The organism is Nocardia neocaledoniensis, from assembly GCF_029868625.1.
Taxonomy (GTDB): domain Bacteria; phylum Actinomycetota; class Actinomycetes; order Mycobacteriales; family Mycobacteriaceae; genus Nocardia; species Nocardia neocaledoniensis_A.
Window position 1 is genome coordinate 26,301 of sequence record NZ_JARWOJ010000433.1, and the last position, 15,547, is coordinate 41,847.

General features: G+C 69.8%; 18 protein-coding genes. 9 read left to right on the forward strand and 9 right to left on the reverse strand.

What is annotated here, in order from left to right:
* Window positions 1-45: 45 nt before the first annotated feature.
* Complete coding sequence (gene typA / locus QH270_RS34295; protein ID WP_280348986.1) at window positions 46-1,950, reverse strand: translational GTPase TypA; 1,905 nt, start codon at window positions 1,948-1,950, stop codon at window positions 46-48.
* Window positions 1,951-2,074: 124 nt separating this feature from the next.
* Here typA and QH270_RS34300 point away from each other — a divergent pair, with 124 nt between their 5' ends.
* On the forward strand, window positions 2,075-2,251 hold the full coding sequence (locus QH270_RS34300; RefSeq protein WP_167456179.1) for a hypothetical protein: 177 nt from the start codon (window positions 2,075-2,077) through the stop codon (window positions 2,249-2,251).
* Window positions 2,252-2,302: 51 nt separating this feature from the next.
* Window positions 2,303-2,599 (forward strand): 4a-hydroxytetrahydrobiopterin dehydratase, encoded by a 297-nt coding sequence (locus tag QH270_RS34305; protein WP_110036626.1) that lies wholly within the window; start codon window positions 2,303-2,305, stop codon window positions 2,597-2,599.
* A gap of 3 nt (window positions 2,600-2,602) precedes the next feature.
* Here the strand turns inward: QH270_RS34305 and QH270_RS34310 are convergent, their stop codons facing one another.
* Window positions 2,603-3,883, reverse strand: coding sequence for a mannosyltransferase (locus QH270_RS34310; protein WP_432420474.1), 1,281 nt, complete (start codon window positions 3,881-3,883; stop codon window positions 2,603-2,605).
* 318 nt (window positions 3,884-4,201) lie between these two features.
* Here QH270_RS34310 and QH270_RS34315 point away from each other — a divergent pair, with 318 nt between their 5' ends.
* Window positions 4,202-4,921: an Rv1157c family protein gene (locus QH270_RS34315; protein WP_280348988.1), complete on the forward strand. Its 720-nt coding sequence runs from the start codon at window positions 4,202-4,204 to the stop codon at window positions 4,919-4,921.
* Window positions 4,922-5,018: 97 nt separating this feature from the next.
* Window positions 5,019-5,381 (forward strand): hypothetical protein, encoded by a 363-nt coding sequence (locus QH270_RS34320; RefSeq protein ID WP_280218518.1) that lies wholly within the window; start codon window positions 5,019-5,021, stop codon window positions 5,379-5,381.
* Between the two features lie 4 nt (window positions 5,382-5,385).
* On the opposite strand, the gene QH270_RS34325 is transcribed toward QH270_RS34320, so the two are convergent.
* The 3 genes from QH270_RS34325 to QH270_RS34335 all read right to left on the reverse strand — a co-directional run bounded on the left by QH270_RS34325 (window position 5,386) and on the right by QH270_RS34335 (window position 8,145).
* Window positions 5,386-6,096 carry a DUF1906 domain-containing protein gene (locus QH270_RS34325; protein ID WP_280348990.1) on the reverse strand — a complete coding sequence of 237 codons (711 nt, stop codon included), beginning with the start codon at window positions 6,094-6,096 and terminating at the stop codon, window positions 5,386-5,388.
* Window positions 6,097-6,256: 160 nt separating this feature from the next.
* A complete protein-coding gene (locus QH270_RS34330) occupies window positions 6,257-7,405 on the reverse strand; it encodes a hypothetical protein (RefSeq protein WP_280348992.1) in 1,149 nt (382 codons plus the stop codon).
* Window positions 7,406-7,563: 158 nt separating this feature from the next.
* The gene (locus QH270_RS34335) at window positions 7,564-8,145 is read right to left on the reverse strand and encodes a CHAP domain-containing protein (protein ID WP_280348994.1); all 582 of its coding nucleotides are present in this window, start codon (window positions 8,143-8,145) and stop codon (window positions 7,564-7,566) included.
* 383 nt (window positions 8,146-8,528) lie between these two features.
* Here QH270_RS34335 and QH270_RS34340 point away from each other — a divergent pair, with 383 nt between their 5' ends.
* Window positions 8,529-9,263 carry a helix-turn-helix domain-containing protein gene (locus QH270_RS34340; RefSeq protein ID WP_280348996.1) on the forward strand — a complete coding sequence of 245 codons (735 nt, stop codon included), beginning with the start codon at window positions 8,529-8,531 and terminating at the stop codon, window positions 9,261-9,263.
* Between the two features lie 45 nt (window positions 9,264-9,308).
* On the forward strand, window positions 9,309-10,043 hold the full coding sequence (locus QH270_RS34345; protein ID WP_280348998.1) for a helix-turn-helix domain-containing protein: 735 nt from the start codon (window positions 9,309-9,311) through the stop codon (window positions 10,041-10,043).
* Window positions 10,044-10,053: 10 nt separating this feature from the next.
* On the opposite strand, the gene QH270_RS34350 is transcribed toward QH270_RS34345, so the two are convergent.
* Window positions 10,054-10,773 carry an SDR family NAD(P)-dependent oxidoreductase gene (locus QH270_RS34350; RefSeq protein WP_280349000.1) on the reverse strand — a complete coding sequence of 240 codons (720 nt, stop codon included), beginning with the start codon at window positions 10,771-10,773 and terminating at the stop codon, window positions 10,054-10,056.
* Between the two features lie 51 nt (window positions 10,774-10,824).
* On the opposite strand from QH270_RS34350, the gene QH270_RS34355 reads away from it, so the two are divergent.
* On the forward strand, window positions 10,825-11,376 hold the full coding sequence (locus tag QH270_RS34355; RefSeq protein ID WP_280349002.1) for a MarR family winged helix-turn-helix transcriptional regulator: 552 nt from the start codon (window positions 10,825-10,827) through the stop codon (window positions 11,374-11,376).
* Here QH270_RS34355 and QH270_RS34360 read toward each other — a convergent pair whose 3' ends face one another.
* Window positions 11,377-12,807, reverse strand: coding sequence for an MFS transporter (locus QH270_RS34360; RefSeq protein ID WP_432420476.1), 1,431 nt, complete (start codon window positions 12,805-12,807; stop codon window positions 11,377-11,379).
* A 68-nt stretch (window positions 12,808-12,875) separates the two neighbouring features.
* Here QH270_RS34360 and QH270_RS34365 point away from each other — a divergent pair, with 68 nt between their 5' ends.
* Window positions 12,876-13,367, forward strand: coding sequence for a MarR family winged helix-turn-helix transcriptional regulator (locus QH270_RS34365; RefSeq protein ID WP_280349003.1), 492 nt, complete (start codon window positions 12,876-12,878; stop codon window positions 13,365-13,367).
* Between the two features lie 10 nt (window positions 13,368-13,377).
* Window positions 13,378-13,707, forward strand: a complete 330-nt coding sequence (locus tag QH270_RS34370) for a hypothetical protein (protein WP_280349005.1) — start codon at window positions 13,378-13,380, stop codon at window positions 13,705-13,707.
* Here the strand turns inward: QH270_RS34370 and QH270_RS34375 are convergent.
* Together QH270_RS34375 and QH270_RS34380 are read right to left on the reverse strand one after the other, a co-directional pair.
* On the reverse strand, window positions 13,704-13,958 hold the full coding sequence (locus tag QH270_RS34375; protein ID WP_280349007.1) for a hypothetical protein: 255 nt from the start codon (window positions 13,956-13,958) through the stop codon (window positions 13,704-13,706). The genes QH270_RS34370 and QH270_RS34375 overlap by 4 nt on opposite strands.
* A 455-nt stretch (window positions 13,959-14,413) precedes the next feature.
* Entirely contained in the window at window positions 14,414-15,532 is a 1,119-nt protein-coding gene (locus tag QH270_RS34380) for a DoxX family membrane protein (protein WP_280349009.1), read from the reverse strand.
* Between the last annotated feature and the right edge of the window lie 15 nt (window positions 15,533-15,547).

Sequence of the window (15,547 nt, forward strand, 5' to 3'; positions counted from 1 at the left end):
GACAGTGGGACGGTACCGAAGTACCGTCCCACTGTCAGAACTCGATCAGGAGTTGCTCACCGCGCGGTCGCGCGCCTTGCGGCGCGACAGATCGCGGGCACGCTCGTTGGCGCCGAGCACCACCTTGCGCACGCGGACCACCTCGGGGGTCACCTCGACACACTCGTCACCGGCGCAGAACTCCATCGCCAGTTCGAGATCGAGCTGCAGCGGCTTGGCCAGGGTCTCCATCACGTCGGCGGTCGCGCTGCGCATGTTCGTCAGCTTCTTCTCGCGGGTGACGTTGATGTCGAGATCCTCGGCGCGCGGGTTGATACCGACGACCATGCCCTCGTAGGTGTCGGCACCCGGCTCCACGAAGAACTGGCCGCGGTCGGCCAGCTGGATCATCGCGAACGGGGTGACCGTGCCCGCGCGGTCCGACACCAGCGAACCGGTGTGGCGGGCGCGGATCTCACCGGCCCACGGCGCGTAGCCGTGGGAGACGGCGTTGGCGATGCCGGTGCCGCGGGTCTCGGTGAGGAACACGGTGCGGAAGCCGATCAGGCCGCGCGAGGGGACGATGAACTCCATGCGCACCCAGCCCGCGGCGTGGTTGCTCATCTGGACCATCTTGCCCTTGCGGGCGGCCAGCAGCTGGGTGATGGCGCCCAGGTACTCGTCGGGGCAGTCGATGGTGAGCTCTTCGAAGGGCTCGTGCACCTTGCCGTCGACGGTCTTGGTGACCACCTGCGGCTTGCCGACGGTGAGCTCGAAGCCCTCGCGGCGCATCTGCTCGACCAGGATGGCCAGCGCCAGCTCACCGCGGCCCTGCACCTCCCAGGCGTCGGGGCGGCCGATGTCGAGCACGCGCAGCGACACGTTGCCGATCAGTTCCTGGTCCAGGCGCGACTTCACCATGCGGGCGGTGAGCTTGTGCCCCTGCACCCGGCCGACCAGCGGCGAGGTGTTGGTGCCGATGACCACCGAGATGGCGGGCTCGTCGACGGAGATGCGGGGCAGCGCGACGGGATTCTCGATGTCGGCGAGGGTGTCGCCGATCATGATGTCCGGGATGCCCGCGATGGCGACGATGTCACCGGCGACGGCGACCTCACCGGGCTGACGCTCGACACCGATGGTCTGCAGCAGCTCGGTGATCTTGACCTGCTTGGCGCCCTCGGCGTTGATCCAGGTGACGTTCTGACCCTTGCGCAGCTCGCCGTTGTGCACGCGAACCAGGGCGAGACGGCCGAGGAAGGCCGAGGCGTCGAGGTTGGTGACGTGGGCCTGCAGCGGGGCCTCCGGGTTGCCCTTGGGCGCCGGGATGTTGTTCAGCAGCACCTCGAACAGGGCGTCGAGGTTCTCGGCGTCGGGCGCCTGACCGTTCTCCGGGCGCTCCTTGGAGGCCTTGCCCTCACGACCGGAGGCGTAGAGGACCGGCAGGTCCAGCGCGAGCTCGGCGGCTTCGGCGGCCTCGTCGTCGAGGTCGGAGGCCAGGTCGAGCAGCAGGTCGTGCGACTCCTCGACGACCTCTTCGATCCGGGCGTCCGGCCGGTCGGTCTTGTTCACGACCAGGATCACCGGCAGCTTGGCCGCGAGCGCCTTGCGCAGCACGAACCGGGTCTGCGGCAGTGGGCCCTCGGAGGCGTCGACGAGCAGGACGACACCGTCGACCATGGACAGGCCGCGCTCGACCTCGCCACCGAAGTCGGCGTGGCCGGGGGTGTCGATCACGTTGATGACGGTGACGGAACCGTCGGGATGGTGCCGGTGCACGGCGGTGTTCTTGGCGAGAATGGTGATGCCCTTCTCGCGCTCCAGGTCACCGGAGTCCATGACTCGGTCGACCAGCTCGGCTCGCTCGGCGAACGCGCCCGACTGACGAAGCATGGCGTCGACCAGCGTCGTCTTGCCGTGGTCGACGTGGGCCACGATGGCGACGTTGCGAAAATCGCGTGTAGACGACACGCCTCAATCCTCCTGCTGTTGGTGTATTGGCGCGCATTCAACTGGCATCGCGGCCTGTTACACCCTACCGGTACCGGAGTGGCACGCACGTGTCAGGCTTTGTACTTAGGCTACGCTAACTCCTATGGGCAAGGTGAAGGCGAAGAAGGTGTCCAGCCTGAAGCCGAAGAAAAAGTGCTGCAGGAAGAAGACGCGCTGCTTCAAATGCCCCGTCGTCATCATGCGGATGAAGAAGGCCGAGGCCGCCGGAGTGTGCGGTAAAGATCTCAAAAAGGCCCTCAAGCACGCACGCGCCGCCTAGGCGTGACGACGGGCGATGCGCGCTGCCCGCGGCAGGCGTAGAACTGCGGGTATGGGTACTCCGAAACCGGCACTGCTCTCCGACCCCGAGATCACCATCGCCCTGGCCACGCTGCCGGAATGGTCCCGCGAGGGCGACGCGATCACCCGCACGGTGAAGGCCCCCACCTTCCTGGACGGCATCGAGATCGTCCGCAAGGTCGCCACCGCCGCCGAGGCCGCCGACCACCATCCCGACATCGATATCCGATGGCGCACAGTACGTTTCACCCTCAGCACACACTCGGCGGGTGGACTCACCGCGAACGACACCACGCTCGCGCACACCATCGACGAGATCATCGGCTGAGCGTCAGGCCGGAACCTCCACCGCCCGCCGCCGGGTCAGGCCGCGCGCCTGCGCCCGCAGGGTGTCGCGGCCGCGCCAGACCAGCCAGCCGAGCAACGCGAACACGGTGAGCACGTCGACCGCGCCGAGCCAGGCCAGCGGCCACGGGCGCGGGATCGTCCAGATGGTCGGCTGCGCGAACGACAGCACCCACGGCACCCCGATCACCATCGTGACCACCCAGAATCCGGCGATCAGCCGGGCCGTGCGCTCGGCCCGCAGCGGACCGTAGAGCAGCCACAGCACGGTCGGGATCAGCCACACCCAGTGGTGCGACCAGGAGATCGGCGAGATCATCAGCCCGAACAGCTGCACCAGCACCAGGGTGCCGAGCCGGTCGTCGGCGCCGAGTGTGCGCCAGGCGAGGAAGGCCAGCACCGCGGTGACCAGCACGCCGGCGATCCACCACGGCCCCGACTGCACGTCGTGGCCGAGGATCCGGCTCAGCGCGCCGCGCAGCGACTGGTTCCACACCGAACCAACGGGGCCGATCCGGTCGGCGTCACCGAGCAGCGTGCCGAAATAGCGCTTCGCCTCGCGGGCGTTGATGAGGAAGCTCACAGCCACCGTCAGCCCGAACGCCGCCGCCGACCACAGCACCGTCGCCCAGCGGCGCCGCGCCACGAAGTAGAGGCCGGTGATCGCGGGGGTCAGCTTGATGCCCGCGATCACGCCGACGAGCGTGCCCGAGATCCACCACCGCGCGCTGCGCACCGCGAGCATCGCCCCGAACACCAGGAACACATTGACCTGGCCGTAGTCGATGGTCGTGCGCACCGGCTCCAGCCACACCCCGAGCGCGGTCCAGCCGACGGCCGCGGTGATCCAGCGGGTCCGCTTGGCCCGCTCGGCACCGAGCAGCAGTTCGAAGCTGATCCGGATGACGCCGTAGAGCGCGGCCACCGTCGCCAGCATCCAGCCCACCGCGACCGCGGTGAAGGGCAGATAGTGCAGCGGGAAGAACACCAGCGCCGCGAACGGCGGATAGGTGAACGGCAGCGGGAAGTCCGGCGTCTCCTCCGCGTAGGTGAAGTCGTAGAGGCGATCGGTGAGCAGCGCCGCCGACCCGTCCACATAGACGTGCAGATCGACGACATTGAGCCCGTTCTCGGCGAACAGCATCCAGCCCAGCCGGGCCAGCACGGACAATCCGAGCAGCGCGAGAGCCCATCGGAGGTGTCGGTTCAATGCCAGACTTTCGGTCGTGTGGGTGGCGTCAGCGCCGCGTCGCGTTGCTTCGATCACCTTAACCGGGCGCCCGCGCGGGCCCGCGCGCACGGGTTGACGGCCCGGCGCGCGACACCATCGGTAACATTTGCATCAACATCCCCAGCTGTAACACCCGTGGGGGCTAGCGTCGATGAACACGGTTCGCCTGTTGTTCGCCGCCACCGGGCCGGGCGGCTGTACAACACGGCGGCGATGTCCTTAGAGTGACCCCGACATCGAAGGGCTCGACACCCTCGCCCCATTGGCAACATCGAGGTAAGGACGGCTGGACAAGTGCTTCGTAGCCGAGGATCGCGGATCGCAACGACCGCATTCGCCATTGCGGCCGGCGCCATGCTCGTCGCGCCGGCGTCGACCATCGCCGCTCCGGCGCCCGCGCCGCAGGCCGCTCCGATCAGCGTCCCGATGGTGCCCGAGGGCGTCCCGGTGGACGCGCTCGCCGCGTTCGCGCCCGCCGTCGCGGGCCTGATCGCCGGCCCCGCCGACGTCGCGAGCCCGCAGACCGCCCTGCTCGATCAGGCGCGCGCGCTGCTCGCCACCCTGAACCTGCCGCCCGCCATCAAGGCGACGCTGGAGCGGATCATCACCTTCCTCGACGGCAGCGGCGGCGGTGGCCCGGAGATCCCGGAGGACGGCCCGGCCATCGCGCAGTTCCTCTACCCCACCATCGGCAAGGGCTGCATCGGTGACGGCGCCGACTCGGTCGGCACCGCACTGGCCGTCGCCGGTCCCGCGCAGCTGCCCCCGCCCGGCCCCGCCGCCGGACAGGCCGGTTTCGTGTTCACCGCGCTCGGCACCAAGGCGCCGACCCCGAACCAGAACCCGCCGATGACGGTGCAGTGGCTCAACATCGACACCCGTCAGTCGGCCGTGCAGACGCTGACCGACGAGGCCAAGATCAACCCCGGCGGCCCGGCCACCCTCTCGGCCATCGCCGACACGGGCCACGGCCGCGTCGTCGCGGTCGTCTCCGGGTCGCTGACCACGCAGGCCGAGGGCGCCGCCCCGCGCACCTGCAACTTCCTGCCGACCCTGGGCTTCTTCACCGTCTAGGTCACCGACACACCGAGCCCGGTCCACCCGCCAGGGGGACCGGGCTCTTGTCGTTCACGGGTTCACGCGGGCATCCCGATGTGGTAGACCGAGAACCATGGCGACCACACGAGTTTCACCCCGCGACACTCGGTCGATCCGGAGCCGGAAGTCCAGCCGGTCCATTCTCTCGTATCGGTCCGAAGGCTCGATCCTCTCGATCGGCTCGGCCTATTCGATCCTCTCGATCGGCAGCGTCGGATCGGTACTGTCGGTCGGCTCGGTCGGCTCGTTCGGGTCGCTGATCTCCTCCGGCTCCTTCGCGAGCATCGGGTCGGCGCTGTCGGGCCTGTCCCGCTGGTCGCTGCTGTCCTGGCGCGGCGTGCTCGCCGAACCCGAGGGGCGGCCGACGCTGCGGGTCGTGCCCGACGACGAGCCGGACATGCGGGTCGCCGGGGCGACCTGCCACTGCCAGACCTAGCGGGTCACCACTGGCCGTAGTCCTCGGCCAGCGCGTTGTTCAGATCGATGCCGACACCGTCGATGTCGCGCTGGTCGATCTCGAACTGGTGCAGGTGGGCGCTCGGGTGCACGTAACCGTCCGGCGTGCCCCAATCGTGTTGCCAGAACCAGGAACCCAGGCCCGCGTCGATGGCGCGGTCGATGGTCGGGGTGTTGGCGTAGATGCCGACCAGGTCGGGGCCGAGGACCGCCTGCCAGCCCTCGATGTAGGGCGCGATCATCTCCTCGAATTCCTGCTCGCTCGGATTGTCGTCGATGGAGGCGTAGATCGGCGCGGTGTCGGGGCCGCCCGCGGCGGTGTGCAGGGCCCAGCCACGGTCGGCGTGCTGCTTGCCCGCCTCCAGGCCCCCGCGCCAGTCGGCCGTCGGACCCTTCCCGAACTGATAGTTCGACACGATCGAGAGCCCGTGCCGCCACAGGTCCTCGACCTCGGCGGCCTGCAGCGGCTTGCCCGCCATCCATTCCGCGCCGGGACGGCGATCGGAGACGTAGCGGATCACCCCGATGTGCCCGGCGGCCTTGATGGCGGCGGCCGACGGCACGCCCGCGGCGTAATCGATGAGGGTGCCGAGCGATTGCGCGGCGGCGGGCGCGCTGGACAGCCCGAGGCCGACCGTGGCCGCGGCGGCCGCGAACCCGAAGAACCCGCGCCGGGTCACCGGAACAGAACGCATCTAAGGACTCCTTCGCGCAACCCGACCTTCAACCGGCAGCGTGCCCGGCGCGCCTTCCCCGATCCCGCGCGCCGGGAGCCTCGAACGTTCACTCATTGCACCACAACCACACAGGAACCGCTAGAACCAAAGGTCACATTCGTCCCAGTGGTCACACGGGTCAGGTGGCCCCGTCGATCGCGGCGCCCACATCGATGGTGCGGCCCGTCGGGTCGGCCAGCTCGGTGCTGACCACGGCGACGACCTGGGCCACCACCTGCTTCTTGATCCCGGCCAGCCGGGCCAGGGTCGCCGCGCGCAGGCCCTTCGCGGTGAACTCCAGGGAGATGTCCTCGAGCGCGGGCGGCGGCACGTCGATCACGATCTGCAGGGGCTCGGCCGCCCTGGCCGTGAGAACCAGCGGAATCCGCAGGTCGGCACGGTAGTGATTGGCCTTGAGCACGTCGACGGTGATGTCGAGCCCCACGGGCAAGGTCATGTCGAAGACTCGCGGCGCGCCCGGCTCGCCCAGCCCGCGATCGGTGACCCGCGGCTGTTCGATGGCGCCGCGCACGGTGACGGTCGCCGCGCCGCGCGGCCCCTCGGACAGCGGGCCGACCGCGATCTGGCTGCCCGCCATCTGCGCGACCACGTCGTGCACCCGATCCCTGGTGACGATCCTGGTGAAGAACCGGAGGCCGAACTCACGGAAGTCGATCCACTCGAAGACGCTGTCGTTGCGGTGCGGCGAGCGGTAGCCGTCCAGGATCGCCTCGATGTCGAAGACCCGCTCGGAACGGACCTTCGGATCACCGACGATCGCGTTGACGCGGTTGGCGACCTCACGCTGCACCAATCCGGCGATCGGATCGAGCAGCATCTCCCACGCGGTGTCGATGGCCTCGGCGCGCAGCGTGAAGCTGACGTCCTTGGCGGTCACCGGGGCCACGTCGATGACCACGAGCAGGGGTTCGGCGGTGCGCGCGTGCAGCGTCAGCCCGATCTCCACTACGGCGGCCAGCTTCAGCTTGCGCCCGCCCAGCACGAGTTTCACGGCCAGCGTCAGCGGGATACGGACGCCGAAGGCGAGCGCGTCACCGGGGTTGCGGGTGACCACCGGGGTGCCGAGGGCTCCCTCGGCGGCGAAGCCGGCCAGTCCGGCCGGGCCCAGCGAGAACGGCCCGATCTGTACGCCGCGCCCGGTCATTCCCGACACCGCCGCCGCGATCCGCTCCTCGGTGACCGCGTAGGTGACGAAACGTTCGCCGAAATCGGCATACTCGATCCACATCGGGTCTCGCCGTGCCTCCTCGGTCACCTTCGCGTGCACCCAGTCATCGTGGCACAACGCCTCCGTCCTGCCGATGAGGGGGAAGCAGGACGGAGGCGCGGCAGTGGCGCTGCCGGGCGCCACCGACTCCATCGTACGGGCACCCGCCTGGTACCGCCGTCCAGGAGCTGAGCAGTTGTCTTGAGCGACAATCGATTTCAGAAACGCCCGTAGCCGACGAGATCAGTGGTCTCCGACACGTCGATCGTGCGGACCCGCACGGCACCCATCTCGTTGCCGCCGATCGTGGTGATCGCGTCGCCGTCGACCTTCAGCACGATGTTGGTGTGCTGACCCAGCGGACTCGACGGCCCGTACAGCACGACATCGCCGAGGCGGGGCCGATAGCCGACGTCACCGGGGGTGAATCGGCCGACGTTCTGGTAGTACTCGGTGAGCGTGTACACGCCGGGAATCCGCCAGGAGCCGGAGTTCGGATTGGCCAGCGGCCGCCCCGCCTCGCGCATGGTCCAGCTGACGAAATCGGCGCACCAGGCCTCGTCGACGCCCTCGGCGTACTTCGTCCCGGCGCCGGGGTTCTCGTATTCCCGGCGCAGCACCTCGACCAGGGAGAGTTGCTGTTCGTCGAGGTGTTCGGAGTCCAGCGCGGGGAACGGCTCGCCCCAGTCGTGCTGCCACCACACCAGCCCGACGACGACAACCGCGGTCGCCGCGAGGAATCCCGAGATGCCGAGCACCCAGCGGCCGAGCCGGCCGGTCGGTTCCTGAAGTTGCGTCATCGCCCCCCGCTTTCGATCTGTCTTCTGCACTCTAAGACGAACCGGAAGCCTGCGTGGTTCCCGACAGCTGTGCTCCGGAGCGGGCCGGGTGGGCTTTCGAGTACCGGGTGGACCCCTGCGCCACCCGGGCATCGGCTCGCTACCGCGCTCTCGGCGCGCACTGCGTGCGTGCCGTCCCCTCCGGCGACGTCCACGCACGGGGCGCGGACGTGGTCTCGAACACGTACCGCTCCGGAACACACTGACCCGGCCGTCGCCATGCGACCAACCGGTAGCCGTGCGATCATCCGCCCGGCTGTCAGAAATTTTTGCTAACGCTTTACTGTCGGTCAAGCTAGACGACTGTCCCAATTTGTCCCAGCGACGCGAACGAGGAGCGTGCGATGGAAGACCCGCATCCGCCGATCGCCCGCTACCTGCGCGAACGCCGCGAATCGCTGGGTCTGACGAGGGCCGCGCTGAGCGCGATCGCCGGTGTCTCGCCCGGTCTCATCCAGAAGATCGAGCAGGGGACCCGGGCGCCGACCCTGGAGGCATTGCTCGCGCTGTGCGCCGCCTTGCAGATCCCGGACCCCTTCCGGGACCACCTGGTGTCGATGTCGCTGTCGGATCGGTACGACAAACCGGCCCCGCCCGCGCTACCGGTGCCGGCGAGCGATCAGCTCCTGCTCGACAGCTTCGCCCATCCGGCCAGCCTGCAGTCCTTCCCGACCTTCGATGTCCACGCGGTCAACCACGCGTGGACCCGGCAGTTCCCCGGCTTGGTCCCCGGCACGACCCTGCTCGAATGGATGCTCCTCGACCCGGCGGCCCGCACCGTGGTCGTGGAGTGGGAACGCCAGATCCACGCGAGCGTCTACAGCTTCCGGGTGATCGGCCCCGGCCTCGTGCCACAGGCGCGCATCGCCGAACTGGTCGAGTCCTGCTCGCGCGCACCGGAGTGGAACCGGCTGTGGACGACCGAGCCGCCCCCGCCCCACGGCATCGAGAATCCCGAGCTGCTCGTGCGTCACGTCGACACCGGCGAGCCGACCACGCTGGCCCTGCACAACCTGGATTTCGGGCTGCCGCGGCGACCGTGGGCGCTCGTCCTCATGGTGCCGCGTCCAGCGACCTGACACCGGCCCGTTGCCCCGCCGACCGAGAAAGAGGATCATCGCGACGTGGAGAATCCACACCCGCCCATCGCACGCTACCTGCGCGAACGCCGTGAGTCAGCCGGGCTGACCCGCGCCGCGCTCAGTGCCGTGGCCGGGATCTCGCCCGGGCTCATCCAGAAGATCGAACAGGGCACCCGCACCCCCACCCTGGAGGCGCTGGCCGCGCTGTTCGACGCGCTGAGCGTGCCCGAGGCGATGCGCGACCATCTCGTCTCCCTGTCGATCAGCAGCCGCTACGACCCGGCGGCGGCACCGCTGGTGCGCCCCGCCGATCAGGTGCTGCTCGACGGGATCACGCACCCGGCCAGCCTCCAGATGCACCCGACCTTCGACGTGGTGGCCACCAACGCCGCGTGGCGACTGCTGTTCCCCGGCCTGGAGACCGGCATGTCCATGCTCGAGTGGATGCTGCTCGACCCGCGCGCCAAGGTGGCGCTGATCGACTGGGAACAGCAGGTGCACATGTGCGTGTACGCCTTCCGGCTGATGGGCCCCGGTCTGGCCACCCAGCAGCGGCTCGACGAGATCATCGAGACCTGCGAACACGCGCCCGAGTGGACGAAGTTCTGGACGAGCGAACCGGCGACCCCCACCACCACCGACGACCCGCTGATGTACTTCCGCGACCCGCTGACCGGCGCGACGACGGCCATGACCGTCCACTCCCTCGGCGCATCCCTGATCCCCCGCCGGGAGTGGTCCCTGGTCGTCTACGCGCCGAAGCGGGTCGAGGACTGACCGCCGGCCGTCAGCGGGTCGTCCACTCGCCACCGTTGACGGCGACGGTCTGTCCGGTGATCTGACGTGCGCCGGGTGAGGCCAGGAAGCGCACGGTGGCGGCGATGTCGGCCGGGGCTCCCGCGCGCTTGGTCATCGCCGCGTCGAGCAGGGCCGCTCGGCGTTCCCCGGAGAGCTTGTCCCGGAAGAACTCCGTGTCGGCGATATAGCCCGGCGAGACGATGTTCGCGGTGATGCCGCGGCCGCCGACCTGCCGGGCCAGGTCGACATTCCACGACGCGACGGCCGCTTTCGCGGCTCCGTATGAGCCCGCCCCCTTGTCCGCGGCGATCGAACCGATGGTGATCACGCTCGCCCCGCTCGGCATGGCGGGCAGCAAGGCCGTGGTCATCAGGACCGCGGTCATGAGGTTGCTGTCCAGGTTGCGCCGCCACGCCTCGGCGACCTCGCCCAGGTGCTCGGGGGCCGGGTGATCGAAATCGGTGTTCCCGCCCGCGTTGTTGACCAGCACATCGACGGCGCCGACAGCCCGCGCCACGGCGGCGGTCTGTTCGGGGTCCGTGCCGTCGAGCGTGATCGCCCTGACAGCGCCCCCGATTTCCTTCGCCGCCCGGTCGAGGACATCCCCGCGACGGCCCGTGATGACGACATCACAGCCGTCGGACGCGAATCCGGCGGCGATCTCGCGGCCGATCCCCGTGCCGCCGCCTGTCACGACAACAGTGCGCATGCTGCTACCTCCTGCTACGTTTAGACCTAAACGAGCGTAGCAGGAGGACCCGTGGCCGACGCAACCCCGAACGACCCCGTCGACGCGATCGCCGCAGCCTGGGAGCGGGAACTCCCGGGCGTGCCGGTGCGCTCCATCGGCATCGTCACCCGGGTGTGGCAGATCGCGAAACTGCTCGGCGACGACCGCGCCCGCCTCCTGCGCGCCCGGCAGGCCGACACGGCCACGCTCGACCTGCTGTCCACCCTCCGCCGCCACGGCGAGCCGTATCGGATGACGACCCGCGAGCTGGCGGCGGCCTCCCTCATCACCGCCGGTGCGATCACCCAGCGCGTCGACCGCGCGGTGGCACAGGGCCTCGTCGTGCGGACCGGACGGCCGGACTCGCGAACCGTCGACGTCGAGCTCACCCCACTCGGACACGCGACCGTCGACGATCTCGTCGCCGCCGTCCTGACGCGCGAGTGTGAGCTGCTCGACGGGATCTCCACCGACGAGCAGTCGCACCTCGAAGACACGTTGCGGCTACTCCTGCGGCACCTTTCGGCACTGCTCGGCGACGATTCCCGGCCCGGCCACGTCGGCCACCGGGACAAAGGCTGACTACTCGGGCTTGCGCGCCGGGATGCAGAGGGTCAGCGCGATGGCGACGACCGCGCCCGCGATCGCGATGTAGAACGCGGTGTGGAAACCCTCGCGGGAGGGCAGGGTGTGCTCACCGAGCCGCATGGTCATGTGGGCCAGGACCACGCCCATCACGGCGGCCGACGTCGAGGTGCCCACCGAGCGCATCAGCGAGTTCAGGCCGTTCGCCGCGGCGGTCTCGGTGATCGGCACCGCGCCCATGATCAGCGCGGGCATGGCCGCGTAGGCGAGGCCGACGCCGCCCGCCACGATGATCCCGGCCACCACGATCTGCCAGACGCTGTCCATCAGCACCACCGCGAACAGATAGCCGAGGCCGATCACGGCCGAGCCGAGCGCCAGGGTGAGCTTGGGCCCCTTGGCCGCCGACAGCCGCGCCGAGACGGGCGAGAGCAGCATCATCACCAGACCACCCGGCGCCATCGCCAAGCCGGCCACGACCATCGACAGGCCGAAGCCGTACCCGGTCGCGGTGGGCGCCATCAGCAGCTGCGGGAACGTCAGCGACATGCCGTAGAGCGCGAACCCGACGGCGATGGAGGCCATATTGGTGAACAGCACGCGCGGCCGCGCCGAGACCCGCAGGTCGACCAGCGGCGCGGACTGGCGCAGTTCGTAGCAGCCCCAGAGCAGGAAGCTGACCAGCGAGGCGGCGAACAGCCCGAGGATCGACGGGCTGCCCCAGCCCCAGTCGGCGCCCTTGGTGATGCCGACCAGCAGCGCGAGCAGCGCGATCGAGAGACCGACGGCGCCGCCGAAATCGAAGCGCGACGGCGTGCGCACCGGCGACTCGGGCACGAAGAAGAACACCAGCACCGCGCAGACGACGCCGAGCCCCGCGGCGGTCCAGAACAGCATGTGCCAGTCCGCGTTCTGGGCGATCACCGCGGCGAACGGCATGCCGACCGCGCCGCCGACACCGAGCGTCGCGCTCATCACGGCCATCGCGCCGCCGACCCTCCCGGCGGGCAGTTCGTCGCGCATGATGCTGATGCCCAGCGGAATCGCGCCCACCGCCGCGCCCTGCAGCGACCGGCCGACGAGCTCGGGCAGCAGCGAGGAGAAGCTCGCGCAGATCACCGAGCCGACGATCAGGAAGCCGAGGTTGGCGATGAGCACCAGCCGCTTGCCGAACATGTCGCCGAGCTTGCCCGCGATCGGCGTGGAGACCGCACCGGCCAGCAGCGTCGCGGTGACCACCCAGGAGGCGTTGGAGGCCGAGGTGTTCAGCAGCGTCGGCAGCGTCGGGATGATCGGGATGACGAGCGTCTGCATGAGCGAGACGACGACGCCGACGGTGCTGAGCACCGCGATGAGCACGGCCGGCGTGACGCCGCGTGTTTCAGGGGTGGCCGGCGTGACGTCGGCGGTGGATACAGACACGGATATGTACAGTACACATCATGTGTATGGTGCACAATTTTGCGGCAGGGTCACCCACCCGACATAGTTGGCGCATGTCCGATTCCGGCCTCGACGACGACACCCCGTTCACCCGCCTGGTGTTCGAGCTGAACCTGATCGCGCGCCACCTCCCGAGCACCCCGCGACGCCCCGGTTTCCAGCTCGACCGCTCGGCGTTTCTCATCCTCACGCGCCTGGAGCTCGAGGAACCGCTGAGCCTGCGTGAACTCTCCGAGGCGTTCCAGCTCGACATCTCCACGATCAACCGCCAGGTGGGCGCGATGCTCAAACAGGATCTGGTGGAGCGGGTTCCGGATCCCGAGGGCGGCGTCGCCCGCAAAGTGCGAGCGACCGCCCAGGGCCGGGCCTGCCTCGCGGCCGATCAGCGGCACCGCGCCGCGGGAATCGGCGCGGTCGTCGCCGACTGGGACGCCGACGACGTCGCCCAGTTCAGCAGGCTGATGGGCAAATTCAATCGCTCGGTCGAGCGAATCGAGCGCAACCCGTGGCCGAGACCGCCCCGCAGGGACCACGAGGCGCGCTAAGCTGCGCCGCGTGGTCACTCAACGGTCTTCCCGCCCGAGCTGGCTCGCCTGGGACAACTACTTCGTCGGCGTCGGCGGATTGGTCCTCGGCCTGTGCTTCGGCGTCTGCGCCGCGCTGATCGCCGGACCCGGCCGCAACCTCGCGGCGATCGTCCTCGTGGTGCTCGCCGCGCTCTGCGTACTGCCCGCGTTGCTGCGCGCCCTGGCCGAACTCGAGGTCCTGTTGCGGCTGGTGGTGCTCGCGCTCGGCTTCACGCTGCTGCTGCCCGCGATCCTGGTGAGCGCGGACGTGCGCGACTGGGCCGCCGAGCGCTGGGAAAGGGCCTGGAAGAAGGGCTAGATCTGGTTGCGCGGCACCGCGAGCAGCATCTGGATCGTCTTCTGGATGAACTGCGCCGACTGCCAGGTGAGGTAGGCGCCCGCCGCGCCCGCCGCGCCGGCGGCCGAGGAACCGGAGGCCGAGCCGGACGCGGAACCCGTCGCCAGATCGGCCGACCCGGAGGCCGAACCCGAGCCGGGTAGCGCCGCGGCCGGCGCCGCCGCTCCCAGCAGACCGATCGTCACCGCGACCCCGACCAGGGCGACCCGCACGGCAAACGGTTTGGACGTCTCACGACCCGACAACATCAGTTACGACCCACTCTCCGAAAAGCACTGCGAATACGCAGTATTCACGCCGACAGCATCCGATGCGCCCGATTCGCACGGATTGACCGTCGCGCGGGGTTCTCGTGGTGAATTGTCCGGCGAACCATCCCGACCCGTGTTCATTCTCCGCCGTGCCGGGGCGACCCGACAGACCGAGGATCTCGGGGCAGCGGGCCACGCTCGAGTTCTGGACCCGGCGGGAGTCCGCCGACCCGCGCACCGGGGACAGGCCGAGATGAGATACGGCGCACCGGGATTCCGTCCGTCGGCCCGCCGACACCGGGCCGGGACAGATCGTCTCGGCCCGGTGTCAGGTGGGGCAGCGGCGACTCCGGGGGTTTGTCACCGCCACCCGTGTGCCCTGAGCGGAAGCGAGGATCACCCAGGGCTGGCTCAGCTCAGCGGTGGCGGGTGTCGCGCGCGGCGTCGGCCAGGTGCTCACGCGCCGATTCGGCGAGGTGAGCACCGCGATCGAGAGCCGCTTCGACGAGGTGCGAGCCCCGGTCGCGGACGGTGTCGACGAAGTGCGGGCCGCGGTCCCCGGCGAGTCCGTTCTCGCGAGCGAGTTCGGCCAGCCGGGCACTGGTCTCCCGGGTGGCGTCGCCGAGCCGAGGGCTACGGTCCTTGGCGACCGCGGCGAAACGCGAACCACGGTTCCGCACGGTGTCGCTCAGTTCCGGCCCACGGTCACGCGCGATGTCCGCCAGCCGCGAACCGCGTTCACGCACCGCCTCGCCGAGTTCGGGGCCGCGTTCCTTGGCGACCTCGGCCAGGTGCGAGCCGCGCTCCCGGACCGCGTCACCGAGCTCCGGCCCACGGTCACGCGCGAGGTCGGCCAGGTGGGCTCCGCGTTCCCGCACCGCCTCGCCCAGCTGGGGTCCACGCTCCTTGGCGACCTCGGCGACCTGCGCACCACGTTCCCGCACCGCCTCGCCCAGCTGCGGGCCGCGCTCCTTGGCGACCTCGGCCAGGCGGGCACCGCGCGACTTCGCGGCCTCGAGCAGCACGGTGCCTTCGTCGCGGGCCTGCTCGGCCAGGCTCGGGCTGCGGTCCACGAGCGAATGCACCGCGCGCCTACCCCGCCAGCCCAGCGACGGCTTGCCCTCGGTGTCGGCGGCCGCGATCAGCAGCCCGCCGAGCAGGCCGAGGTCCTTGAGGAAGCCGACCCGTTTCGCCGCCTTCCGGTCCGGATCGGTCTCGGCCCAGAAATCCTGTTCGGTCACTGTGCCCGGCACCACGGTCGCGGCCAGCACGAACGCGGCCGGTCGCGGCGCGCGCCCACTGAGCAGCAACAAACCCCCGGCGATCTGCGCGACGGAGTTGATCTGCACGACCCGGCTCGGATCCTCGGGCACTTTCGCTGCCAGCGCGTCCGGCAGGTGTTCACGGCCCTGATCGGCCAGCGCGCTCGCCGCGGCGAATCGCGGTTTCGGATTCATCAGCCCGTTCACTCCGCCCGCCACGAACGTGGTGGCCAGCAGTGTGCGGGCGACCCGCCGGAGAGGTTTGATCGGCATCGTCAGCTCCCTTTC

Bases quoted from the DNA above. Each gene is read 5' to 3' on its own strand.
- QH270_RS34300 (WP_167456179.1), top strand. From the start codon at position 2,075: ATGGGCAAGGTGAAGGCGAAGAAGGTGTCCAGCCTGAAGCCGAAGAAA.
- QH270_RS34305 (WP_110036626.1), top strand. From the start codon at position 2,303: ATGGGTACTCCGAAACCGGCACTGCTCTCCGACCCCGAGATCACCATC.
- QH270_RS34315 (WP_280348988.1), top strand. From the start codon at position 4,202: ATGCTCGTCGCGCCGGCGTCGACCATCGCCGCTCCGGCGCCCGCGCCG.
- QH270_RS34320 (WP_280218518.1), top strand. From the start codon at position 5,019: ATGGCGACCACACGAGTTTCACCCCGCGACACTCGGTCGATCCGGAGC.
- QH270_RS34325 (WP_280348990.1), bottom strand. From the start codon at position 6,096: ATGCGTTCTGTTCCGGTGACCCGGCGCGGGTTCTTCGGGTTCGCGGCC.
- QH270_RS34335 (WP_280348994.1), bottom strand. From the start codon at position 8,145: ATGACGCAACTTCAGGAACCGACCGGCCGGCTCGGCCGCTGGGTGCTC.
- QH270_RS34340 (WP_280348996.1), top strand. From the start codon at position 8,529: ATGGAAGACCCGCATCCGCCGATCGCCCGCTACCTGCGCGAACGCCGC.
- QH270_RS34350 (WP_280349000.1), bottom strand. From the start codon at position 10,773: ATGCGCACTGTTGTCGTGACAGGCGGCGGCACGGGGATCGGCCGCGAG.
- QH270_RS34365 (WP_280349003.1), top strand. From the start codon at position 12,876: ATGTCCGATTCCGGCCTCGACGACGACACCCCGTTCACCCGCCTGGTG.
- QH270_RS34380 (WP_280349009.1), bottom strand. From the start codon at position 15,532: ATGCCGATCAAACCTCTCCGGCGGGTCGCCCGCACACTGCTGGCCACC.